The following is a 21,404-nucleotide window of genomic DNA, read 5'->3' as shown; positions in this document are numbered from 1 at the left end:
AACCACAGACCCCATCAGGCCTTGGCAGGGCAAACTCCCAAGGCCTTCGCCGCTACCAAGACCACCGCGATCCAATCAGCGAATTAGTGAACATCGACAATTGCGAGCGAAAGAGTCTCGACGGCCTGTGCAGCGGCGACGGTGCGCGCACAAGCTGTCATGCCCCGCCACCGGTATCGCCTTCGGTAAGCCCGATGACGGGCTCCGCGAAGCAATCGATCTTCGCGCACGAGTCGACGATGGATTGCTTCGCTGCGCTCGCAATGACGTTGAGACCCACCACTGTCATCCCCGCGAAGGCGGGGATCCAGTACGCCGCGGCTTCTCGGTGCAATCACTGGCGTCTCTGGAATACTGGATCGTCCGCCTTCGCGGACGATGACAATTGAGTATGAGGCGGCCTTCTCGCGGCGCTTTGCGCCCGAGGTTTGCTCTTAAATTCCCGCCCTTTCATTCAGAGGGCGCACGGAAGACCGGGTGCGCGCAGCACCCACGGTCTCGTGTGCAAAGTGCGCAAAAGAACACGCACATGCGGCTGATTTGCCTCTCGCGTTAAGCGAAATATTTTTGATTCTTTTTGATTGCTGGGCTTGATACGATTTCGGAAAATCAGAAGTGATTTGCCCGCAAATGGATTTGTCGCATTTGCTGCGGTCATTCTCCGCGAGACGCCGCTGTGCGATGTCACGTTTTCGTCATCAGGCGGCGATTAGCTGACCGTGTGCTGCACGGGTTCCGCTCTCATCGCAGTGCGGAAAGCATAACATCCGCATTGCGAAGCGCGTTGACGACGCCGATGCATAACGATTGTGCTTGATCCCGGCCGGTTCTTGACGAGACTGGGAACCGATCACATCTTTGGCCTCCGCCACTAAGTTCCACGGCAAGCTTTTCCATCGATCAGGATGTTGAGAATGCATGGGGAGATGGGATTGAGCACGACTGATCCATTGAGACGTCCGGCTGGGGCAAGCCGTGATGGTTATTCACTTCCCGGTCTCAAATGGTTGCCCCCATTGCTCGCGCTTGCGCTGTCCGCTTGCGGCGACAAGCCGCCGCAACAACCGGCTGCGGCGGCGCCACCGACGGTCACGGTCGCGCAGCCGGTGAAACGTACCGTCACCGATTGGGACGAATTCACCGGTCGGTTCGAGGCCGTCCAGGAGGTCCAGGTTCGCGCCCGCGTCGGCGGCTTCGTGAAGAGCGTCGAATTCCGCGATGGCGCGATCGTGCGCGCGGGCGACCTGCTTTACGTGATTGACGCCCGTCCGTTCGAAGCAGTCGCCGAGCAGGCCGATGGCCAGTTGTCGGACGCACGCGCGAGGGCAGAACTCGCCAGGCGCGAACTCGACCGCGCGCTGACATTAAATCAGACCCAGGCCGTGTCCGATTCGATCGTCGACCAGCGCCGCCAGACCCTGCAGGCGGCGCGCGCCGCGGAAATGCAGGCTGAAGGCGCGCTCAAGGCCGCCAAGCTCAACATCGAATTCACCCATGTGATGGCGCCGATCACCGGCCGCGTCAGCCGCCATCTCGTGACGCCTGGCAATCTCGTGCAGGGCTCCGAGGGCGGCGCCACGCTGCTCACCTCGATCGTCTCGCTCGACCCGATCTACATCTATTTCGATGTCGACGAGGCGACGTACTTACGAAACAGCCGGCTCTGGTTCGAAGGCAAGCGGCCGAGCTCGCGCGACACGCCGAACCCGGTCCAGGTGACGCTGACCGGCGAGACCAAGCCCTCGCATGAGGGCAAGATGGATTTCCTCGACAACCGCCTGGACGTCTCGACGGGTACGCTGCGCAGCCGCGCCGTGATCCCGAACAAGGATCTCTCGATCCTGCCTGGACAGTTCGGCCGCGTCCGGATCATCGGCAGTGCGCCTTATGAGGCGCTGCTGCTGCCGGACACGGCTGTCGCGACCGATCAGTCGCGGAAGATCGTTTTCGTCGTCAAGGACGACAATACGGTCGAGGCGAAGCCGGTGACGCTCGGACCGCTCGATGAAGGCCTGCGCGTGATCCGCGAGGGCCTGAAGCCGGAAGACCGCGTCGTCATCGACGGGCTGCAGCGGGCCCGCGTCGGCGCGAAAGTCAGCCCGCAGCCGGGCGACATCAAGCCGGCCGGTGCCAAGACATGAATCTCGGCCGTCTCTCCATCAACCAGCCCATCCTGGCGATGGTGCTGTCGATCGTGCTCCTGATCGTCGGCGCGATCGCCTATACCACGCTGCCGGTCTCCGAATATCCGCAAGTGGTGCCGCCGACGGTGACGGTCACCACGCAATATCCCGGCGCCTCCGCGCAAACCGTGTCTGACACCGTCGCCGCTCCGATCGAGCAGGAGATCAACGGCGTCGAGGACATGCTGTATCTCTACAGCCAGGCCACCTCGAACGGACAGTTGACGATCACGGTCACCTTCAAGCTCGGTACCGATCTCGACAAGGCCCAGGTGCTGGTGCAGAACCGCGTCGCGATCGCGCAGCCGCGGCTGCCCGAAGAGGTGCAGCGCAACGGCGTCATCACGCGCAAGAACAGCCCCGACATATTGATGGTCGTGTTCATGCTGTCGCCGGACGACACGTTCGACCAGCTCTATATCAGTAACTACGCGCTGCTGCAGGTCCGCGACCAGTTGCTGCGGCTCGACGGCGTCGGCGACATCCAGATTTTCGGCGCGCGCGACTATTCGATGCGGCTGTGGCTCGACCCCGACAAGATATCTACGCTCGGCCTGACCGCGGGCGAGGTGGTGGCGGCGATCCGTTCGCAAAACGTGCAGATCGCGGGTGGCCAGATCGCGGAGCCGCCGATCGCCGACCGCGCCTTTTCGCCAAATCTCACCTTTACCGGCCGTCTGAAGGACCCGAAACAATTCGAGGAGATCGTGGTCAAGGCCGGCGCCGACGGGCGCACGGTGAAGCTGCGCGACGTCGCGCGGATCGAACTCGGTGCTTTGGCCTATTCGACCAACAGTTTTCTGCTGCGCAAATCCGCGGTCGCCATGCTGGTGACGCAGCGGCCCGGCTCCAATGCGCTTGCGACCGCCAAGAGCATTTCGGACACCATGGAGCGCTTGAAGGCGAGCTTCCCGAAAGGGCTCGACTACAACATCGGCTACAACCCGACCGAATTCATCGCACAGTCCGTCAGCGAGCTGATCAAGACGATCTACGAGGCGATGGCGCTGGTCGTGATCGTGGTGCTGGTGTTCTTGCAGGGCTGGCGGCCCGCTATCATTCCGATCATCGCGATCCCGGTGTCGCTGGTCGGCACCTTTGCGGTGATGGCAGCATTGGGATTTTCGATCAACAATCTCACTCTGTTCGGCCTCGTGCTTGCGGTCGGCATCGTGGTCGACGATGCGATTGTGGTGGTCGAAAACGTCGAGCGCCATCTCGAGCACGGCATGAACCGGCGTGACGCCGCGCTTCGCACCATGCAAGAGGTCGGCAGCGCGCTGGTGTCGATTGCGCTGGTGCTGTGCGCGGTGTTCGTCCCGACTGCGTTCCTCGGCGGCATCTCCGGGCAGTTCTTTCAGCAGTTTGCCGTCACCATTGCGGTGGCGACCGCGATTTCCTGCTTCTGTTCGCTGACGCTGTCGCCAGCGCTGGCCTCGCTGATCCTGCAGCCGCACGAGGACAAAAGGCCGCCGGCGAGATGGAATTTTATCGCCCGCGGCTGGGGCGCTTTTGCCCGCGTGTTTAATCGCGGCTTCGACCGGCTGGCACATGGTTATGCCAGCGCGGCCGATTTCGTGATCCGGCATTCGGTGGTGATGTTGCTGGTGTACGTGGCGCTGATCGGCGGCGCCGGATGGCTGTTGATGACGACGCCGCAAGGTTTCATCCCGGCGCAGGATCGCGGTTACGTCATTGTCTCCGTGCAGTTGCCGGGCGCCGCCTCGCTGGCGCGCACCACCGAGGTAGTCAGGGAGATCGAAAAGATTGCGCTTGATACGCCGGGTGTCGTTCGCGCGCCCGCCTTCGCCGGCTTCTCGGGCGCGACCCGGACGCAGGCAAGCAACGCCGCGGCACTGTTTCCAGTGTTTGACGAACCGGAGGCCAGGGCGAAGAAGGGACTTTCGTCCACTTCGATTGCGAACGAATTGCGCAAGCGGCTGGCGAATATCAAGGGTGCGTTCATCATCGTGATTCCGCCGCCCGCGGTGCCCGGCATAGGCACCGGCGGCGGCTTCACCATGCGCATCCAGGACCGTCAGGGCCGCGGCTCCGAAATGCTGGCAGCGGCGACCGACGAATTGATAGGCGCCGCGCGCCAGGCGCCCGGACTGACCCAGGTGTTCTCCACCTTTGCTGCCAACACGCCGCAACTGTTCGTCGACATCGACCGCGTCAAGGCACAGAAGCTCGGCGTGCCGATTGCGAACATCAACGATACGATCCAGACCTATTTCGGCTCGTCCTATGTCAACGACTTCAATCTGTTCGGCCGCACCTACCGCGTCACCGCACAGGCCGATCTGCCGTTCCGGAAAGAGACGTCCGATCTCGCACGCCTGCGCACCCGCAACGCCGCCGGCGACATGGTGATGCTCGGCAGTGTTGTGAGTTTCAGCGACATCTCCGGCCCCGACCGCGTCGCGCGCTACAATCTCTATCCTGCGTCCGAGCTGCAGGGCGATACCCTGCCGGGGACCAGTTCGGCGACCGCGATCGACACCATGAAGAGGCTGGCCGAGGAGACGCTGCCGAGCGGCTTCTCCTTCGAATGGACCGATCTGTCCTATCAGCAGGTCACCGGCGGCCAAGCCGGCCTCCTCGTGTTCCCGATATGCGTGCTGTTCGTGTATCTGGTGCTGGCCGCGCAATATGGCTCGTGGAGCCTGCCATTCGCGGTCATCCTGATCGTGCCGATGTGCCTCCTCGCCGCCACTATCGGTGTGCGGATCATGGGGCAGGACGTCAACATCCTCACCCAGATCGGTTTCGTGGTGCTGGTGGGGCTGGCTGCCAAGAACGCCATTCTCATCATCGAGTTCGCGCGCGATATCGAACTCGAAGGAAAGGCGCGGCTGGAGGCGGTGATCGAAGCCTGCCGGCTGCGGTTGCGGCCGATCCTGATGACGTCATTCGCCTTCATCCTCGGCGTGCTGCCGCTGGTGATCTCGTCGGGCTCGGGCTCGGAGATGCGGCAGGCGGTGGGTGTCGCCGTGTTCTTCGGCATGATCGGCGTCACGCTGTTCGGCCTGGTGTTCACGCCGATCTTCTACGTCATCGTGCGCAACCTCGCCGAAGGCAAGGGTAAGAAGCCGGCTAGGGCGTGAGTGTCGTCATCGTCATTCTGCGATGCGCAATCGCGCATCGCAGATGCGCCGATAGACGCAGGCCGGGGAATGCGTCGGGCCGCATCATCCGTCGCGAAATGGATTCTCTGATGTGCAATTGCACATCAAGGTTCCCCAATACTTTTTGCTGACCCGAAATGGATGGGCACTTGCGGGGTTATTGAATAAGTTCGCGAAGTTTCTCTGACAAAAGATTCCGGGAGAAAAATATGAAATCGGGATTGTTGGCCGCCGTTGCGGCAGTTGGTCTTTTGCTCGCCGCGCCGGCATCGGCGCAGGGCGTCAAGATCGGCATTTTGAACGACCAGTCCGGGGTCTACGCCGATTATGGCGGCAAGTGGTCGTTCGAAGCGGCCAAGATGGCGGTCGAGGATTTCGGTGGCGAAGTGCTCGGCCACAAGATCGAGGTCATTTCCGCCGATCACCAGAACAAGCCGGATCTCGGTGTCGCGATCGGGCGGCGCTGGTACGAGGTCGAAGGCGTCGATATGATCACGGAGCTGACGACGTCCTCCGTCGCGCTCGCGATTCACGAGCTTTCTAGGGAGAAGAAGAAGATCGACATCGTCGTGGGCGCTGCGACTTCGCGCCTCACCGGCGATTCCTGCCAGCCGTATGGATTCCATTGGGCATACGATACGCATGCGCTCGCCTACGGCACCGGTGGTGCGTTGGTGGAATCCGGCGGCGATACCTGGTTCTTCATGACCGCCGACTACGCCTTCGGCCATGCGTTGGAAAAAGACACCGGCGATTTCGTCAGGGCGAAGGGCGGCAAGGTGCTCGGCGCAGTCCGCGTTCCCCTGAACTCGTCGGACTTCTCTTCCTTCCTGCTGCAGGCGCAGAGTTCGAAAGCCAAGATCATCGGCCTCGCCAATGCCGGCCTCGACACCACCAACTCGATCAAGCAGGCGGCGGAATTCGGCATCGTCAGGAGCGGCCAAAAGCTCGCCGGCCTGTTGCTGACGCTCGCCGAAGTTCACGGCCTTGGCCTCCAGGCCGCCCAGGGCCTGGTGCTGACCGAAGGTTACTATTGGGACCGCGACGCCAGGAGCCGCAACCTCGCCGAACGCTTCTTCAAGCGCACCGGCCGAATGCCGAACATGATTCAGGCCGGCACCTATTCAGCGACGCTGCAATACCTCAAGGCAGTCAAGGCCGCGGGCACCAAGGATACCGAGGCAGTGGCGAAAAAGCTGAAGGAGCTTCCGGTCGACGATGACTTCGCGCAGGGCGGCAGGGTGCTGGAAAACGGTCGCATGGTCCACGACCTCTATCTGTTCGAGGTCAAGAAGCCGTCGGAGTCGAAGAAGCCGTGGGATTATTATAAGCAGCTCGCCGTGGTGCCAGGCGACAAGGCATTCCCGGCGGCGAAGGATTCCGGCTGTCCGCTGGTGAAGTAGGATCTCTCCGTGTTCGTCATTGCGAGCCAACGGGTCGCGCGAATGCGCGCCCGATGACAGGCTCCGCGAAGCAAATCCATCGCGCCACAAGTGGAAACATGGATTGCTTCGTCGCTTCGCTCCTCGCAATGACGGCCGCCGATCACCCCTGCACCAGCCGCCACACGATGGCACCGAATGCGCCGACCCACAGCGCGATCGTCGCCAGCGCCTGAGTCGCAAAGCCGGGGCCGCGTTGTGGGACCGATTTGGCGTAGCCGAATATATAGAGAATGCGACCGACGACCCAGACCAGGCCGAGCGCAGCGGCGACGCCGTCACTGATATAAATTGCGAACAGCCATAGCGACGGCAGAAAGATCGGCAGCCATTCCAGCGTGTTCATCTGCGCGCGAAACACGCGCTCGAAATCGGGATTGCCCGAAATCGCCGGCAGCTTGACGCCGAATTTGCCGCGCGCCCGCGACACCAGGACGGACGAGTAGAAGTAGACCAGGATCGCCAGCAAGCTGACGAGCGCGGTGAGATGATACATCGCTGAAACTCCCTGCTTCGTACGTGGGCTTAATAGCCTGTCATTTCCAGATAGCCCACGCCCGTGTGGCTGCCTGCGAAGCGAATCGGGCCTTCCCAATAGGGGAAGCTCGTACCCATCCAGCTTCGGGGATTGAGCGGCGTGCACTCGATTCTGAGCGCCTTGCTCGGAACCTCAATGCGCCATGTGGTCGGAATTTTTCGTCTCTCGATCTCGGTGAACGCGAGCGGCGTCATAGCGATATCCGCGGAGGCGAGTTGCTCGGCCGTGCCGTTGGGCGCGATCCATTTGCCCGAGCCATAGTGCTGGCCATCGGTCTGCCGCATCCGGTACAGCATCAATTTGGCGCCGGCGTTGAAATGCAGCGAGAGCCAGTCCCATCCGCTTTGATCCGCGGCCAGCGGCTGGCTGCTCCACTCGCGATCGAGCCAGGCCATGCCGGTGACGTCGATGGGCCTGTCGTCAATGGTGAGGATGCCCGTCGCTGCATAATGCGGCTGGCTGTAGTAATAGGAGGCCTGTTCGCGCAGCGATTTGCGGCTGTAGCCGCCATCGCCCTGTAGCACCAGCGGCCGATCCGCATCCAGGCGCAGCGTATAGCTGAAGTCGGCGCCCGATGCTTTCAGTTCCAGCGGTGCGATATTGTCGTCATTCACGGAATCGAGGGCGCGCATCTCCCAGGCATCGATCCAGGCGTGAAACGGGTTGGCCTCGACGCCAGCCTGGCCGACGCCGCCGCGCGCGAACGTCTGGCTGAAGCGATGGGTATCTTCGCGCGTGACGGCGGCATGGCCCATCCAGATCTGCTGGTTGGCCCAGCCCTGCTGCGGCCCGCCTGGCGTGATCGCCTGGCGAAACAGCGTCCATTGGGCGCCGTAGGCCGCTCCGCGTACGTCAGTGAGATTGGCCGTCACATACCACCACTCGATGCGGAATTCCGGGTGCGGTCCGTGGTCGGCGGGAAAAGCAAATGTCCTGCCCGGCACGACCGGTGCAAATCCATCCGCGCTTTCGCCAAGTCCGGCAAAGCCCTGCGCGAGTGCCTCGCCGCCGAATCCGGCGAAGAGTGTGCCGCCAATGAAACCGCGGCGGGTAATGAGACCGCTACCGTTCATTGGCAAAGATCCTGATCAGGCTGGCGGGCTGCATGCGCGCCAGCCTGATGACGGGGAGCGCGGAAGCCGCAACCGCGGCCGCCATCGCGACGCCGGTGAGCCAGAGCAATTGCATCGGAAAGACATGAAACGGCAACCGCCAACCGAACGCCTTGACGTTGACGATCGCGAGCAGGCACCACGCGACCAGCAAACCCAGCGGAAGCGCAAAGATGGTGGTGATCAACGCCACCGAGGTCGTCTTCAACAGCTCGATCGCCGCGAGCCGCCGCCGCGTGACGCCGATCGCCCATAGCGGCGCCAGGTGCGGCAGGCGGGAATTGGCAAGCGTCAAGAGGCTCGTCAACAGCGCCACGCCGGCGACGCCGAGCGTGAAGGCGTTCAGCGCCGCCGTGACCGAGAAAGTGCGCTTGAATATCCGCGTTGATTCCGCCTTCATCGTCGCCTGGTCGGCGACATTGCGATTGTCGAGGCCGAACTTTTCCTGCAGGGCCGAGATCAACGCCGGTATCTTTGGCGGGGCGACCCGCAGTCCCATGCGCGTCAGCGGGATTTCCGGAAAGCGACGCGTCAGCGCGGCGAAGTTCACCGCGATCTGGCTCTTGGGGTTGCCGTAATCGGCATAGATGCCGACCACGTTGAGCGCCCAATTTCCGCCTGACGCGGGCACTTCGATGCGGTCGCCGAGGGAGAGGTGCAGCCGTCGCGCCAGTTGTTCGCTGACGAGGGCCGCATCGCCGGGGCGAAGCTTGACCCAGGCATCCTCAGTCGATTGCAATAGCGGCCAGTTGTCGCGATAGGTGGCGTGATCGGACAGGCCCAGCACCTCGAGCGGCGCGCCCGCCAATTGCGTATCGGCGCGGCCGCCGGGCAGGATCGCCTCGACCTCGGGGCGTTCGCGCAGCCACGCCTTGATCTCGTGTGCCTGCGCGTCGTTGGCGGCGTTTACATAAACTTCTGCCGCCAGCCGCCCGTCCAGCCAGACCAGAAACGTGCGGGAAAAACTCTCGACCATGGTGGAGACGCCGACATTCACCGCCAACGCCAGCAACAGCGCCATCAACGCGAGCGACAATCCCGACAATTGCTGGCGGCTGTCGGCCCAGAACCAGATTCCGAGCGGGGCTCGTGCATAGCGTTGGCCAAGCGACAGCACGATTTCCAGAAACATCGGCAGGATCAGCGCTGCGCCGAGCATCAATGCAGCGAGCACGGCAAAGCCCGAAATCAGGGAATCGCCAAACCACAAAAAGCCGCCAGCCACTGCGAATGCCACGAGCGCCAGCGCGCTCTGGTAAGCCAGCCAGCGCCGCTGCGCCTGTTGCCAGGCGAAGGGCTGGGCGGTGGCGAGCAGCGGCAGCCGCAGCGCTTTGGTGAGACTGGCAGCGGCCGCCGCGAGCGCGCCCAGAATGCTGATGGCGATGCCCGCGATCCACCATTGCGGCTTGAGCGTGAGATGTCCCGGAATCTGTGCGCCATAGAGCCCGCGCAGCGATGCGGCGACGTCAGGCAGCAGCGCACCGGCAATGAAGTAACCGCACACGAGTCCGATCAGCCCCGCGGCCAGTGCCAGCGACACCAGTTCAAGCACCAGCACGGCGTTCAGCATCCGCGCCGAGACGCCGCAGGCGCGCAAGGTGCGTAAGGTCGGCAGCCGCTGCTCGAAGGCGAGCCCGATCGCCGAATTGACGATGAACAGGCCGACGAAGAACGACAGCAACCCGAATGCGGTCAGGTTCAGGTGAAAACTGTCGGTGAGGCGTTCGAGGTCGGTCTCCGCATCCGCCTCGACCAGCCGAAGCTTGTCGCCGGCAACGCTTTCGAGCGGCGGGTGCCGCCCTGTCGCTTTGCCGATCAGCAGCCGCGAAAGCTGGTCCGGCTTCTTCAGGAGGTTCTGCGCAATGCCGATGTCGACGACCAGCACGCCGGGCGCCAGGTTTGGCTGCACGCGAAGCGGCGGCAGCGATGCGCCGCCATCGCCCTGTGGGCGCGCGCCCTCCGCGAGCTTGAGGTCGGAAAGCGTTTCCGGCGCCACCAGCATCTCGCCCGGCGGCGTCATGAAGGATTGCAAGCTGGCTTTGCCGATCGTCGGCGCGTTGCCGACTTCGGCGGGCAACGTGACCGGTTCGATGCCGAGCAGCCGGAACGACCGTCCCTCGATCTGAATGCGGCCTTCCACCACCGGCGAGACCGGCCAGCCGGCGCGGCGCAACTCGACAAAAAGTTCTTGCGGGAAGCTTACGCCGTTGCGGGCGACCAGCATGGCGGTGCGCGTGCCGCCAAACGTAGCGGCGGCGCGATCGTAGGAGGTGCGCGCCTGCTGGTTGAGCGCCTGCACGCCGCTCCACAGCGCGGTCGCCGAGATCAACCCGATCAGCAGGGTCGCCAACTGCATCGGGTGCCGCCGCCAATGGCTCAGCAGCACGGCCAGCGTCCACAGTGCGCGTTTCACGCGATCACCCCGGCGTGAAGGTTGACCTGACGGTCAAGCGTGGCGGCGAGCCGCACGCTGTGCGTTACCAACAGAAAGCCGCAGCCGCTGCGCGTCACCAGGTCGCGCGCCAGCGCCAGCACTTCGTCCGCCGTATCCTCGTCGAGATTGCCGGTTGGCTCGTCTGCGAGCAGCAATAGCGGCTTGACGGCCAATGCCCGGCCGATTGCGACGCGCTGTTGCTGACCGCCGGACAATTGCTCGGGATAGCGCTTCAGCAAGCGGCCGAGCCCGAGCCGCTCTACCAGTTCGTGGTGCCAGGCCGCATCGTGACGGCCGGCGATGCGGGACTGGAAAACGAGGTTGTCTTCCACGGTGAGGCTCGGGACCAGGTTGTATTGCTGAAACACCAGGCCGAGCCGGTCGCGGCGCAATTCCGCCCGGTCGGCATCGCTGAGCTCGGCGACTGAGGCATCCGCCAGCCTGATCTCGCCGCCGTCGGCCGCATCGAGCCCGGCGATCAGGTGCAGAAGCGTGCTCTTGCCGCTGCCGGATTCGCCGGTAAGTGCCACGCTCTCGCCGGCAGCGACCGTCAGGTTCACGCCGCGCAGCACCGCGACCTCTTCGCCGGCGGTGCGGTAGCTCTTGGTCAGGCCGGTCACGTGCAGCACGGGGCCGGTCGCACTGGGAATGCCTTTGGTCATGCGCGATGATGGACCGATCTGACCATGAAAATCCCCCGATGTGATGGCATGCAACATATCAGGGCACGCGTCCCCGATCACGGCCTCAATCGCGTCGCGCCGCGATCGTGATCCGGTTGTGACGTGCGCCCGTCGCACCAGCCGGCAGTTGCACGGCGGGCATTTGCGGAAATCCGGTTGCCTTGCCCGTAGGCCCCCTTGTAGCATCGGAACCGCCAATCCTACAGAATCAGCAAAGATACGGGGAAAACAGCCATGACCGCGCAAGCGACGCCCAAGGGGACGCCCAAGGGCGCCTGGACGATCACCTTCCTGCTGTTTCTGTTCATGCTGGTGAACTTTGCCGACAAGATCGTCGTCGGACTCGCCGGCGCGCCGATCATGGATGAGCTGAAGCTCTCGCCGGAACAGTTCGGTTTTCTCGGCTCCTCGTTCTTTTTTCTGTTTTCGATCTCGGCCATCGTCGTCGGCTTCATCGTCAACCGCATCGACACCCGCTGGGTGCTGCTCGCGATGGCGGTGATCTGGTCGGTGGCGCAGTTTCCGATGGTCGGCACCGTCGGTTTCACGACGCTCGTGATCTGCCGCATCATCCTTGGTGCAGGGGAGGGGCCCGCGTTCGCGGTAGCGGCGCACGCGGTCTACAAATGGTTTCCCGACGAAAAGCGGACGTTACCCACCGCGATCCTTTCGCAGGGCTCGGCGTTCGGGGTGATCCTCGCGGTGCCCGCGCTGAACTGGATCATCGTCAATCATAGCTGGCACTACGCGTTCGGTGCGCTCGGCATCATCGGCCTGATGTGGGTTGCAGCGTGGCTGGTCATGGGCAAGGAAGGGCCGCTGGTTCAGACCGTTACAACGGCTGCAACCGATCCGCGCGTTCCCTATCTCCAGCTTCTGACCTCGCGCACATTCATCGGCTGCGTCGCCGCCACCTTCGGCGCCTATTGGGCGCTGTCGCTCGGATTGACCTGGTTCACGCCGTTCATCGTCAAGGGGTTGGGCTTCTCGCAGACGGATGCAGGCTGGATCTCGGTACTGCCCTGGGTGTTCGGCGCGACGATCGTGCTGCTGACGGGCTGGGTTTCGCAGGTGATGCTGACGCGCGGCTATACGACACGCGGCGCGCGCGGCGTGCTCGGTTCGGTGCCGCTGATCGTCGGCGGGCTGATCCTCGCGGTGCTGCCATATGTCAACGGCGCTGGATGGCAGATCGCGTTCCTCGTCGTCGGCTCCGGGCTCTGCGGCTCGATCTACGTGGTCTGCCCGCCGATGCTCGGCGAATTCACGCCGGTGCAGCAGCGCGGCGCCGTGCTCGCGATCTATGGCGCGATCTACACGCTGGCTGGAATGATCGCTCCGTTCGTGATGGGCGCGGTGATCCAGAATGCGGCGGTGCCGCTCGACGGCTACATGACCGGCTTCACCATCAACGCCGTGATCATGGCGGCGTCGGGTCTGCTTGGGCTGTTGCTGCTGTGGCCGAACAGCGAACGTGCAAGACTGATGGCCCAGGCGGCGGTGCAGCCGAAATTCGCGTGAGCTCGTAGCCCGGATGAAGCCAACGGGTCGCGCGAATGCGCGCCCGATGACAGGCTCCGCGCAATCCGGGACCGACTTGTCGGGTTGTGAGATTCCCGGGTTACACTTCGTTCCACCCGGGCTACTTTCGCACCGGGCCTAACTCGCCGCCGCGTTGAACTGCGGCTTGCTTCCCTGCGTGCCGCGGACCAGCTTGCCCGGGCGGGCGCCGGTGGATTTGCCGGCGCGCTGCGTCACCACGCCGGAGACGATGGTGGCATCGTAGCCGTCGACCTGCTGCATCAGGCGGCGGCCGCCGACCGGCAGGTCGTAATGCACTTTTGGCGGATGCAGATGCAGGCGATCGTAATCGATCACATTGACGTCGGCCTTGAAGCCGGGCGCGATCAAGCCGCGGTCGTAGAGGCCAACCGAGAGCGCGGTCTTGCGCGCCTGCGCGGCGACCACGAACGGGATCGACAGTTTTTCGCCCCGGCTGCGGTCGCGTGTCCAGTGCGTCAGGAGATAGGTCGGGAAGCTGGCATCGCAGATGATGCCGCAATGCGCGCCGCCGTCTGATAGCCCCGGCACGGCATTGGGATCACGCAGCATCTCTCTGGTAGCATCGAGATTGCCGTCGGCGTAATTGAGGAACGGCACATAGAGCATGCCGCGGCCGTCATCCGTCAGCATCGCGTCATAGGCGAGTTCTTCCGGCTGCTTGCCCAGGCGGCGAGCCTGTGCGCCCAGCGTATTTTCCGGCGGCTGCTCGTAACCCGGCGGATTTCCAAGCAGGTACATCTTGTCGTAGTTCGGCCGGAAGAACAGCGGATCGTCGGTCGCGGTGGCGTGCTCGCTCAGGATCGCCTTGCGCACTTCGGGCTGGCGCAGGCGGGCGAGCCGCTCGGCGAGCGGCAAGTGCGCGATAGCCTGATAGCTCGGATGAGTCTGGAACGGATTGCGCGACAACTCCAGCCCAAGCATCAGTCCGACCGGGCGCGCAGCGATCTGCGCGGTGATCGAGAGGCCGCGCGCGGAAGCCTCTCTGATGGTGTCGAGCGTCTGCCGCCAGCGCTGCGGCGCCTTATCATTCTGCGTGATCGAGAACGACACCGGGATTTTGGTGTTCTCGGCGACCCGCAGCATCATCGGCAGGTCTTCGTCGATGGTGGAGAGATCGAGCACGAATTGCAGCACACTGCGGCCCTGCGCATGCATCGCCGCCGTGATCGCGGTCAGTTCGTCCTCGCCGGCCTTCAGCGTCGGCGTAAAATCGCCGGTCGAGGTGCGGTGGTTGAGCGTGCGCGAAGTCGAGAAGCCGAGCGCGCCGGCGCGCACGGCATCAGCAGCCAAGGCTGCCATTGCCTTGTTGTCCTCTGAGGTCGAGGGATCGCGGCGCGCGCCGCGCTCGCCCATCACATAGACGCGCAAAGCCGCGTGCGGCAATTGCGCGCCGATGTCCATGTCGAAGCTTCTTTTCGACAGCCACTCCATGTAATCCGGAAAGCTCTCCCACGCCCAGGGGATGCCGGCGCTCAGCACCGGCTCAGGGATATCCTCCACGCCTTCCATCAATTGAATCAGCCGGACATGGTCGGCCGGCCGGCACGGCGCAAAGCCGACGCCGCAATTTCCCATGATCGCTGTCGTGACGCCGTTCTGCGAGGAGGGCGTGATGTCCTGGCTCCAGGTGACCTGGCCGTCATAATGGGTATGGACGTCGACGAAGCCCGGCGTAACCAGTCTGCCCCTGGCGTCGATTTCTTCCTTCCCCTTCGCGGCAACCTTGCCGACTTCAATGATGCGGCCGCCTGCAATCGCCACGTCGGCTTCGAACAAGTCGCTACCCTTGCCATCGGCAATGGTGCCGCCGCGGATCACGAGGTCGGGGGTCGAGGTCATGGCTTCCATCCCGCATCTGTTTTTGTTGAGGGCATCATCCGACGTCATCAGACGCTGTCAACCGCCTAGGATGACGCTCAGGAATGCATCGCCGATGCAGTTATGTCCGGGCGAGTTCCGCCGGCTTGCGGTCGGTCACCAGCGCAAGCAGGACCGTCAGCACCATGAAGACGACGGAGGCACCAAACACCCAACGCGGCAGGCTCTGGTCCATGATCCAGCCGAACAACAGCGGGCTCAAGATGCCGCTGAAATTGAAACCGGTGGAAACGATGCCGAAGGCGCGGCCCGCGGCGCCCGCGGGGGCTGCGTTGCGAACCAGCATGTCGCGCGAGGGCGCGATGGCGCCACCGAGAAATCCGGCCAGCCCCATCGCGACGATCAGCACCACCGACGGCAGATTGATCGTCGCAATGATTGTTATGATGACGGCGTTGATCGCAAAGCAGGCGGCGGCCACATTGCCGTGGCGCTTGGTGCGGTCGGCGAGATAGCCGCCGGCCAGCACGCCGGCCGCGCTGGCGCCGAGATAGGCGGTCAGCGCGATATTCGCGGCCGAGAATGTCACGCCATAGCCGCTCATCAGCGCAACCACGCCGAAGTTGCTGATGCCGGCACTGGACAGGCCGAGCAACATGAAGAAGATCGTCAGCACGATGATTGCAGGCGTGACGATGCTCTGCTGCGGCGCTGCAGAGTCATCTGTCTTGCGATCGGCTGAACTGGCATCGGGAATTCTGACCGCGATCAATAGCAGCGCCGCCGCAGGGCCGACCGAGCCGGCCACGATCAGCGCGCCGAGCCCGCCGACGGTTGCCACCAGTGCCGCCATGATCGCGGGCGCCACCGCGCCGCCAAGGAAACCCGCAAAGGTATGGACCGAAAACGCCCGGCCCATCCGCGCTTCATCCATATGCGTCGACAGGATCGCATAGTCGCAGGGATGATATACGCTGTTGGCGAGGCCGAGCAGCGCGGCCGAGATGATCAGCGAGACGTAGCTCAGGTGCAGGCCGAGCATGATCAGCGCGAGGCCGCCGACGGTGAGGCCGATAAGCAGTACTTTTCGCGCGCCAATGTGGTCGGCGAGATAGCCGATCGGGGCCTGCGTCAGGCCAGAGACGACGCCGAACACGGTGAGCGCAAAGCCGAGCTCGATATAGCCGACGCCCAACTGCTCCTTCAGGAACGGAAACAGCATAGGCAGCACGAAGAGATGGAAATGGCTGACCCAATGGGCGACCGAAATCGCCGCGAGCGTGCGCAGCGAAGTGTCCGCTTTGGCTTGTTGCGGTGCGGCCAGAATGTCGACCATGTCAGCTCAAAAATCCTGTGTAACTTACGGCCCGGCTGGGCGGGCTGAAAATATAGGCAGGCCGTTATTTGTCCATGAATGCCGCTGCATGGCTGCCCCGGCACAGGGCAGGGCGAGGCGCGCGAATGCCGCATTAAATCGGGAGACAAAGGCGGGTCTACGCGGCAATGATCCGGCATGCCTGATCCCGCAAAACCACTCCGGGTACTGGTCTCCGAAGGTTCCTCGACCTCGGCCCGCGAGGCAATTACGATTCTCGGTCTTTCGGGCCACCACGTCGAGGTCTGCGATCCCTCGCCCTGGTGCCTATCGCGGTTCTCGCGCTTCGTCCGCAAATTTCACCGCTGCCCTGGACTGCGGGACGATCCCGCCGGTTATCTGGCGTTCGTCGAGCGGCGACTGGCCGACGGGAAGTTCGACGTGCTGCTGCCGACGCATGAGCAGGGATTTTTGTTTGCACGGGTCGCGCAGCGCATCGAAGGCCGCGCCGGGATCGCGCTGCCGGACTTCGAGAGCTATCGCGAGGCGCATAGCAAGACCGGCTTCAGCCGGCTGCTCGATCGGTTGGGATTGCCGCAGCCGCCGACGCACATCGTGCAATCCGCGCAAGGGGTGCGCGATGCGATTCGCTTTCCGACCGTCGTGAAGACTTCTGTCGGCACCGCAAGCCGCGGCATCTGGTTCGTGCACGGCGCGGACGATCTGATGCGCGCGCTGCACGATCTCGGCGGCGGCGACGCATTGGCCGGTGAGGTGCTGGTGCAAGACCTCGTCGCAGGCATCACCGAGAAGGCGCAATCGGTGTTTTGCCGTAGCCGGATGCTCGGCTTTCATGCCTATCGGCAGATCGCGGCGGGCGTTGGCGGCGGCGAGGCGATCAAGCAGAGCGTGAACCGGCCGGTCGTTCGCGCTTATGTCGAACAGATCGGCCGGGCGCTCGATTGGCACGGCGCGCTGTCGGTCGATTACATCATGCCGGAGGTCGATACCGCGCCATTGCTGATCGATTGCAATCCGCGGCTGGTCGAGCCGATGAATGCCTATCGCTCCGGCGTCGATCTCGTCGGACTTTTGCTTCTGATCTCGCTGGGCGAGACGCCGGCTCCGGTGCCCGAAAGCCGCGAGGGCGTGCTCACGCACCTGGCGATGCAGGCGTTGCTCGGATGTGGGGCGCGCGGCGGAACGCGGCGCGACATTCTCAGGGAATGTTTGCATCTCGCTGCGGCGCGCGGGCCCTATGCCGGCAGCAACGAAGAACTCACACCGGTGCAATCGGACTGGATCAGCGCCGTGCCGCTGGCGATGACCACAGCCTTGCTGCTGGCTTCGCCGAAGCTGGCGATCAAACTAGCGCGCGGCGGCTTTGGCGCGCATCTGCTCGATGCAGCGAGTATTCGGGTGATTGAAAGCGAAGGCTTCTACCAACACAGCTCGTCATCGCCCGGCTCGACCGGGCGATGAGAATTTTTATACAGCTACAACGGTTCATCATCAGGGTCATGACGGTCCCGCTTCGGCGTGGCGATGTCGCCGTCCTCGTGGTCCTCCTCCTCAACCGGCGTGCGCCGCGGCTTCTTCGGTTTGTCCTCGCCTGGTTTCGGAGGCTCGCTGCTCTTCCTGCCTTTTCCGCCCATATGATTTCACCAAAGTGACGCCTTCGCCGGATCAATCGGCGTTTGCGCTGCATGCCGACTCAGGGTAACGGCATGACCTCAATCTAATCGCGTCCGGACGGCATCCTAGCGCCGGTCAAACGATTTTTCCCGCCCTTTTTGCGGCTTTCAGCCCGAAGGGCCTCACATGGAGCCAGTATGAAGAAGCCCCGCATTGCGCTCGATGAACCGCAGCAGCGCAAGATCCTCCGCGCCGACAAGGCACCGACCGCCGGTTATTCGCTGGTCGTGGATGGCCACTTCAAGTCGCATCACGATACGGTGGAGGCGGCTGAGGAAGCGGGCATGGCGTTGAAGAACCGCTTCCAGATGCTTCAGGTGCAGGTTTACGATGCCGAGAACAAGACGCGATCGATGATCGACTGGCCGGGGCCGGCGTAACGCCGGATCTTTGAGCTCGATCGGCCGATCTCAGGTTCGCCGTCCGCCGTTCTGCTGGCCCGCCAGCCACTCGGACAGGGCCACCGGCTTCTCGTCGGGCCGCTTTGTGCTGCTGCGCGCCTTTGCGGCCTTCGCGGCGGGCACACTTTTCGGCTCGGCTGCTTCGCGCGCGAGCCGCAATGCCTTCAGCTTCGCCATATTGTCGAGCACGGCTTTCGCCGCTGCGTCGCGTTCGGCCTTGCCGGACTTTGCGTCCTGAACTGCCTTGGCCGCCTTGTCGAAGCGCGCCTGGGCGCGATCGCGATCCGCTTTCGTCATTTCAGGTCAGCCTCTTTTCGCAATCCTGGCCTTGGTCTTGCCTTTGACCTTCGCTTCCGGCGGATTTGCACGGTCGGCCGCTTCCTTTGCCAGACGCAGCGCGCGCAGCTTCTCGGTTCGCTTGCGGATCGCGATATCGGCAGCCGCGATCTCGGCCATCGCCTTGATGCCGTCGACTTCCTGGGCGCGCTTGCGGTTGAGCCTCATTTCTTTCAGCTCGGCGGCGCTCTTCGGCTCATCATTCATGTCATACCTCTGAAATCACGACTGATATCGTCGAGCGGTCTGTGGCCCATTTACCACGGATCGGCGTGCAGAGGACGTTATTTTCGGTCGAAAACGGCGCAGTTTCTGACAGAATCTGCCTTGATATGAAGGTTGGCGGGGAACACGGCACGTCGGGGCCGGTCCGGCAGCAAGCCGAACCGGCTAATGTCGGTCAGAACGTCGCGCCGGCCTTCACCATGAAGGTGCGGCCGGGCAGTGGATAGGCCGCGAAGCGGCCCGGCGTGAACGAGCTCGCGATGGCGTAGTCGTAATAGAGCGCGTTGAACAGGTTGTTCACGCCCACCGACCAGAAGAAGCGATCGTAGGCGCCGCTCAATTTCAGATCGACAGTGGCGTCGGCCGGGATGCGGCGCTGGGTGTTCGCCTGGTCATTGTCCATGAAGCGCTCGCTCCAGGCGCGGAGTGTGGCATCGAACACCAGGTAGTTCTGCCAGATATTCCAGGTCACGCCGCCCATGGCTGTGTAGCGGGAAACCAGTGGCACGTCGTTGCCGGCGAACGGCCCTTCGCGGAAGACAGCACGCGTGTAGGCCGCGCCCGCCCGCAGCGACAGGCTGTCACTGACACGCAGCGACGCGCTGGTCTCGGAGCCGTAGCGGCGGGTTGGACCGAGGTTCACGTTGTAGAACAGCGCCGGGATGAAATGGATCTCGTTCTCGAGGTCCATGTTGTAGATGCTCGATTGCATCTGGAATGCGCCGGCGTTGACGCGAAAACCCCCTTCGACGTCGTGCGAGGTCTGGGTTTTCAACTGAAAGGTGCCCGGAACGAAGAAAGGGCCGCTGGAGACGCGTTCATCGACGGTCGGAGTACGGAACGCGCGCGCGGCGCGGCCAAACACCGAGAATGTGTTGTTGAGTCGGTGCTCAAGGCCCACGTGCAAGGCGTATTGCGTCTCGTTGCTGTCCAGCGGGGAGGCTTGATCGCCGCAATTAAAGAACATGGCGCAACCGGGTGCGTTGGCGTCGAACCGATCCCGGGCGCTCAGGCTGGTGTTTTGAATCCTGGCGCCATAGGAGAAGTCGGTCGTCGGCAACAGGCCTACCGTGTGCTGCCAGTAGCCGGCCAGCATCTGCTGCGACAGATCGTAGATGTGGGTCGGCGCAAGACCCTTGAACGCCCCGCGGTCCTGGCGGAACGTCGCATCGTAATAATCGATACCGGTCAGGATCTGTGAGGGCACCCCGAGGATCGAGTTCTTGATGCTCAATCGTGGCGTGATCGACCAAGTCTGCAATGATGCGTCGTTATAGGTGGAGGAGAAACTCGGAAATGGCGACGCAAACGGTATCGCTCCGAAGAATCCGCTTTGCGTTTTCTTGTCTCTGACGCCGCCATCAACAATGAGTTCGGCTCCGTTCCACAGGGTTCTTGTAAAACCGGCAGTAGCGCTGGCGCCCTGCTGATTGCCATAATCGAATGGGGTGGCGGCGCCGCGGCGGTTCGTGACCAGTTCGTTGACGCCAATCGAGGGATCGACGATGCGGCCACCGGGGAGTCCGAGCTTTTGGTCGTCGCCGGTCACCGTCAGGAAGGCCTTGAGATCGGGAGTGGTGTAATTGAGATTGCCGATCCCGTTGCGCTGGTCGAGCGCGTTGTTTTCGCGATAGCCGTCGGACTTGATTGCGTTGCCGTAGAATGAGGTCGACCATGGTCCCGAATTCAGCGCCGTCGAAACCGAGGCCATGCGCTGGTTGAAGGAGCCGATACCGGCCTCTGCGCGCATGGCAACAGGTGGACCGCCGACGCCGTTCTTCAGGACGATATTGATGACGCCGCCGACCGCGTTGTCGCCATACAGCACTGCGCCGCTGTTGCCGCGGGTGATTTCAATGCGCTCGATCGAGTCGCGCGGAATGGTCGAAAAATCGACACCGGCCATGTCGATGTCGTTGAGCCTTCGGCCATTGATGAGCACCAGCGTATTTGAGGTCGCGAAAGCGCCGAATCCGCGCAGGTCGACGCTGGTCTTGGCGCCGTTGACGCCACCAAACAGGCTGGTCAGCTGCACGCCGGGCGTTTGCGCGATGATTTCCTGCAGCGTTTGAGCCGGTGAGTGCGCGATCTCTTCGGCGGTAATAATGGTCGACGCCGAGCCGACGATTCCTGAAAACTGGCGGCCGCCGCTGCCGTCCGCGCCTTGCGAGACGCTCTGGGATGCGGTGTTCGAGCCGATCCCTGCTGCGGGTCTTCCGCCGGTCGACGGCACCGCCGCCGGCACGACGCGGCGCGAGGTCGACGTTTCATTGTAGGTCGGTTTTGCGCGAGTCCGGTTCGGATCGGTGGGCGAGGTTACCTCGATCGGCGGCAACTGCTCCGATGGCCTCTGCTGCGCCTGCGCGCCGGATATGCCAAGGGAAATGATGGGCACCAGGAAACTGGAGGCAAGCCAGAAGCGGCGCTGCCGCTTCGCGACTGTGGTGGTGGAAGACATGGTTTAACCTCGGTATGACGTCAGTGGCACGTCACAGCGAACCAAGTCTCACCATGTGCTTTGAGCAGCTCAG

At 63.3% G+C, this 21,404-nt stretch carries 15 protein-coding genes; 6 read left to right on the top strand and 9 right to left on the bottom strand.

Translation table 11 applies throughout. From position 1 onward, the window contains the following. Positions 1 to 926 precede the first annotated feature (926 nt). The 3 genes from IVA95_RS20675 (at position 927) to IVA95_RS20665 (ending at position 6,714) form a co-directional block, all read left to right on the top strand. Entirely contained in the window at positions 927 to 2,141 is a 1,215-nt protein-coding gene (locus tag IVA95_RS20675) for an efflux RND transporter periplasmic adaptor subunit (RefSeq protein WP_247512146.1), read from the top strand. Further along, positions 2,138 to 5,290, top strand: a complete 3,153-nt coding sequence (locus IVA95_RS20670; protein ID WP_247512131.1) for a multidrug efflux RND transporter permease subunit — start codon at positions 2,138 to 2,140, stop codon at positions 5,288 to 5,290. Before IVA95_RS20675 ends, IVA95_RS20670 begins: the two co-directional genes overlap by 4 nt. A 230-nt stretch (positions 5,291 to 5,520) precedes the next feature. Next, positions 5,521 to 6,714 (top strand): ABC transporter substrate-binding protein, encoded by a 1,194-nt coding sequence (locus tag IVA95_RS20665; RefSeq protein ID WP_247512130.1) that lies wholly within the window; start codon positions 5,521 to 5,523, stop codon positions 6,712 to 6,714. Between the two features lie 142 nt (positions 6,715 to 6,856). Here the strand turns inward: IVA95_RS20665 and IVA95_RS20660 are convergent, their stop codons facing one another. Genes IVA95_RS20660 through IVA95_RS20645 form a run of 4 tightly spaced genes read right to left on the bottom strand, consistent with a single transcriptional unit; the run spans position 6,857 to position 11,499 of the window. Beyond that, complete coding sequence (locus tag IVA95_RS20660) at positions 6,857 to 7,249, bottom strand: MAPEG family protein (protein WP_247512129.1); 393 nt, start codon at positions 7,247 to 7,249, stop codon at positions 6,857 to 6,859. 29 nt (positions 7,250 to 7,278) lie between these two features. Continuing rightward, entirely contained in the window at positions 7,279 to 8,364 is a 1,086-nt protein-coding gene (locus IVA95_RS20655) for a lipocalin-like domain-containing protein (RefSeq protein WP_247512128.1), read from the bottom strand. Further along, complete coding sequence (locus tag IVA95_RS20650) at positions 8,354 to 10,816, bottom strand: ABC transporter permease (protein ID WP_247512127.1); 2,463 nt, start codon at positions 10,814 to 10,816, stop codon at positions 8,354 to 8,356. The genes IVA95_RS20655 and IVA95_RS20650 overlap by 11 nt, the downstream gene beginning before the upstream one ends. Beyond that, positions 10,813 to 11,499, bottom strand: coding sequence for an ABC transporter ATP-binding protein (locus IVA95_RS20645; RefSeq protein WP_247512126.1), 687 nt, complete (start codon positions 11,497 to 11,499; stop codon positions 10,813 to 10,815). The genes IVA95_RS20650 and IVA95_RS20645 overlap by 4 nt, the downstream gene beginning before the upstream one ends. A 255-nt stretch (positions 11,500 to 11,754) precedes the next feature. Between IVA95_RS20645 and IVA95_RS20640 the strand changes: the two genes are divergently transcribed. Further along, entirely contained in the window at positions 11,755 to 13,041 is a 1,287-nt protein-coding gene (locus tag IVA95_RS20640; RefSeq protein ID WP_247512125.1) for an MFS transporter, read from the top strand. Between the two features lie 138 nt (positions 13,042 to 13,179). Here the strand turns inward: IVA95_RS20640 and IVA95_RS20635 are convergent, their stop codons facing one another. After that, positions 13,180 to 14,922: an amidohydrolase family protein gene (locus IVA95_RS20635; RefSeq protein WP_247512124.1), complete on the bottom strand. Its 1,743-nt coding sequence runs from the start codon at positions 14,920 to 14,922 to the stop codon at positions 13,180 to 13,182. A gap of 100 nt (positions 14,923 to 15,022) precedes the next feature. After that, positions 15,023 to 16,237, bottom strand: coding sequence for an MFS transporter (locus IVA95_RS20630; protein WP_247512123.1), 1,215 nt, complete (start codon positions 16,235 to 16,237; stop codon positions 15,023 to 15,025). Between the two features lie 177 nt (positions 16,238 to 16,414). Between IVA95_RS20630 and IVA95_RS20625 the strand changes: the two genes are divergently transcribed. Together IVA95_RS20625 and IVA95_RS20620 are read left to right on the top strand one after the other, a co-directional pair. Further along, positions 16,415 to 17,698, top strand: a complete 1,284-nt coding sequence (locus tag IVA95_RS20625; protein ID WP_247512122.1) for a hypothetical protein — start codon at positions 16,415 to 16,417, stop codon at positions 17,696 to 17,698. A gap of 350 nt (positions 17,699 to 18,048) precedes the next feature. Further along, the gene (locus IVA95_RS20620) at positions 18,049 to 18,291 is read left to right on the top strand and encodes a hypothetical protein (RefSeq protein ID WP_057841290.1); all 243 of its coding nucleotides are present in this window, start codon (positions 18,049 to 18,051) and stop codon (positions 18,289 to 18,291) included. A gap of 30 nt (positions 18,292 to 18,321) precedes the next feature. Here IVA95_RS20620 and IVA95_RS20615 read toward each other — a convergent pair whose 3' ends face one another. From IVA95_RS20615 to IVA95_RS20605, 3 genes are all read right to left on the bottom strand, one after another. Beyond that, on the bottom strand, positions 18,322 to 18,609 hold the full coding sequence (locus IVA95_RS20615; protein WP_247512121.1) for a hypothetical protein: 288 nt from the start codon (positions 18,607 to 18,609) through the stop codon (positions 18,322 to 18,324). Between the two features lie 6 nt (positions 18,610 to 18,615). Beyond that, on the bottom strand, positions 18,616 to 18,855 hold the full coding sequence (locus IVA95_RS20610; RefSeq protein ID WP_247512120.1) for a hypothetical protein: 240 nt from the start codon (positions 18,853 to 18,855) through the stop codon (positions 18,616 to 18,618). 193 nt (positions 18,856 to 19,048) lie between these two features. Continuing rightward, positions 19,049 to 21,331, bottom strand: a complete 2,283-nt coding sequence (locus IVA95_RS20605) for a TonB-dependent receptor (RefSeq protein ID WP_247512119.1) — start codon at positions 21,329 to 21,331, stop codon at positions 19,049 to 19,051. Positions 21,332 to 21,404: the final 73 nt, after the last annotated feature.

The organism is Bradyrhizobium sp. 157, assembly GCF_023073815.1.
In the GTDB taxonomy this organism is placed as follows: Bacteria; Pseudomonadota; Alphaproteobacteria; order Rhizobiales; family Xanthobacteraceae; genus Bradyrhizobium.
The sequence above is the reverse complement of the archived record's forward strand: the minus strand, read 5'-3'. Positions and strand labels throughout refer to the sequence as shown.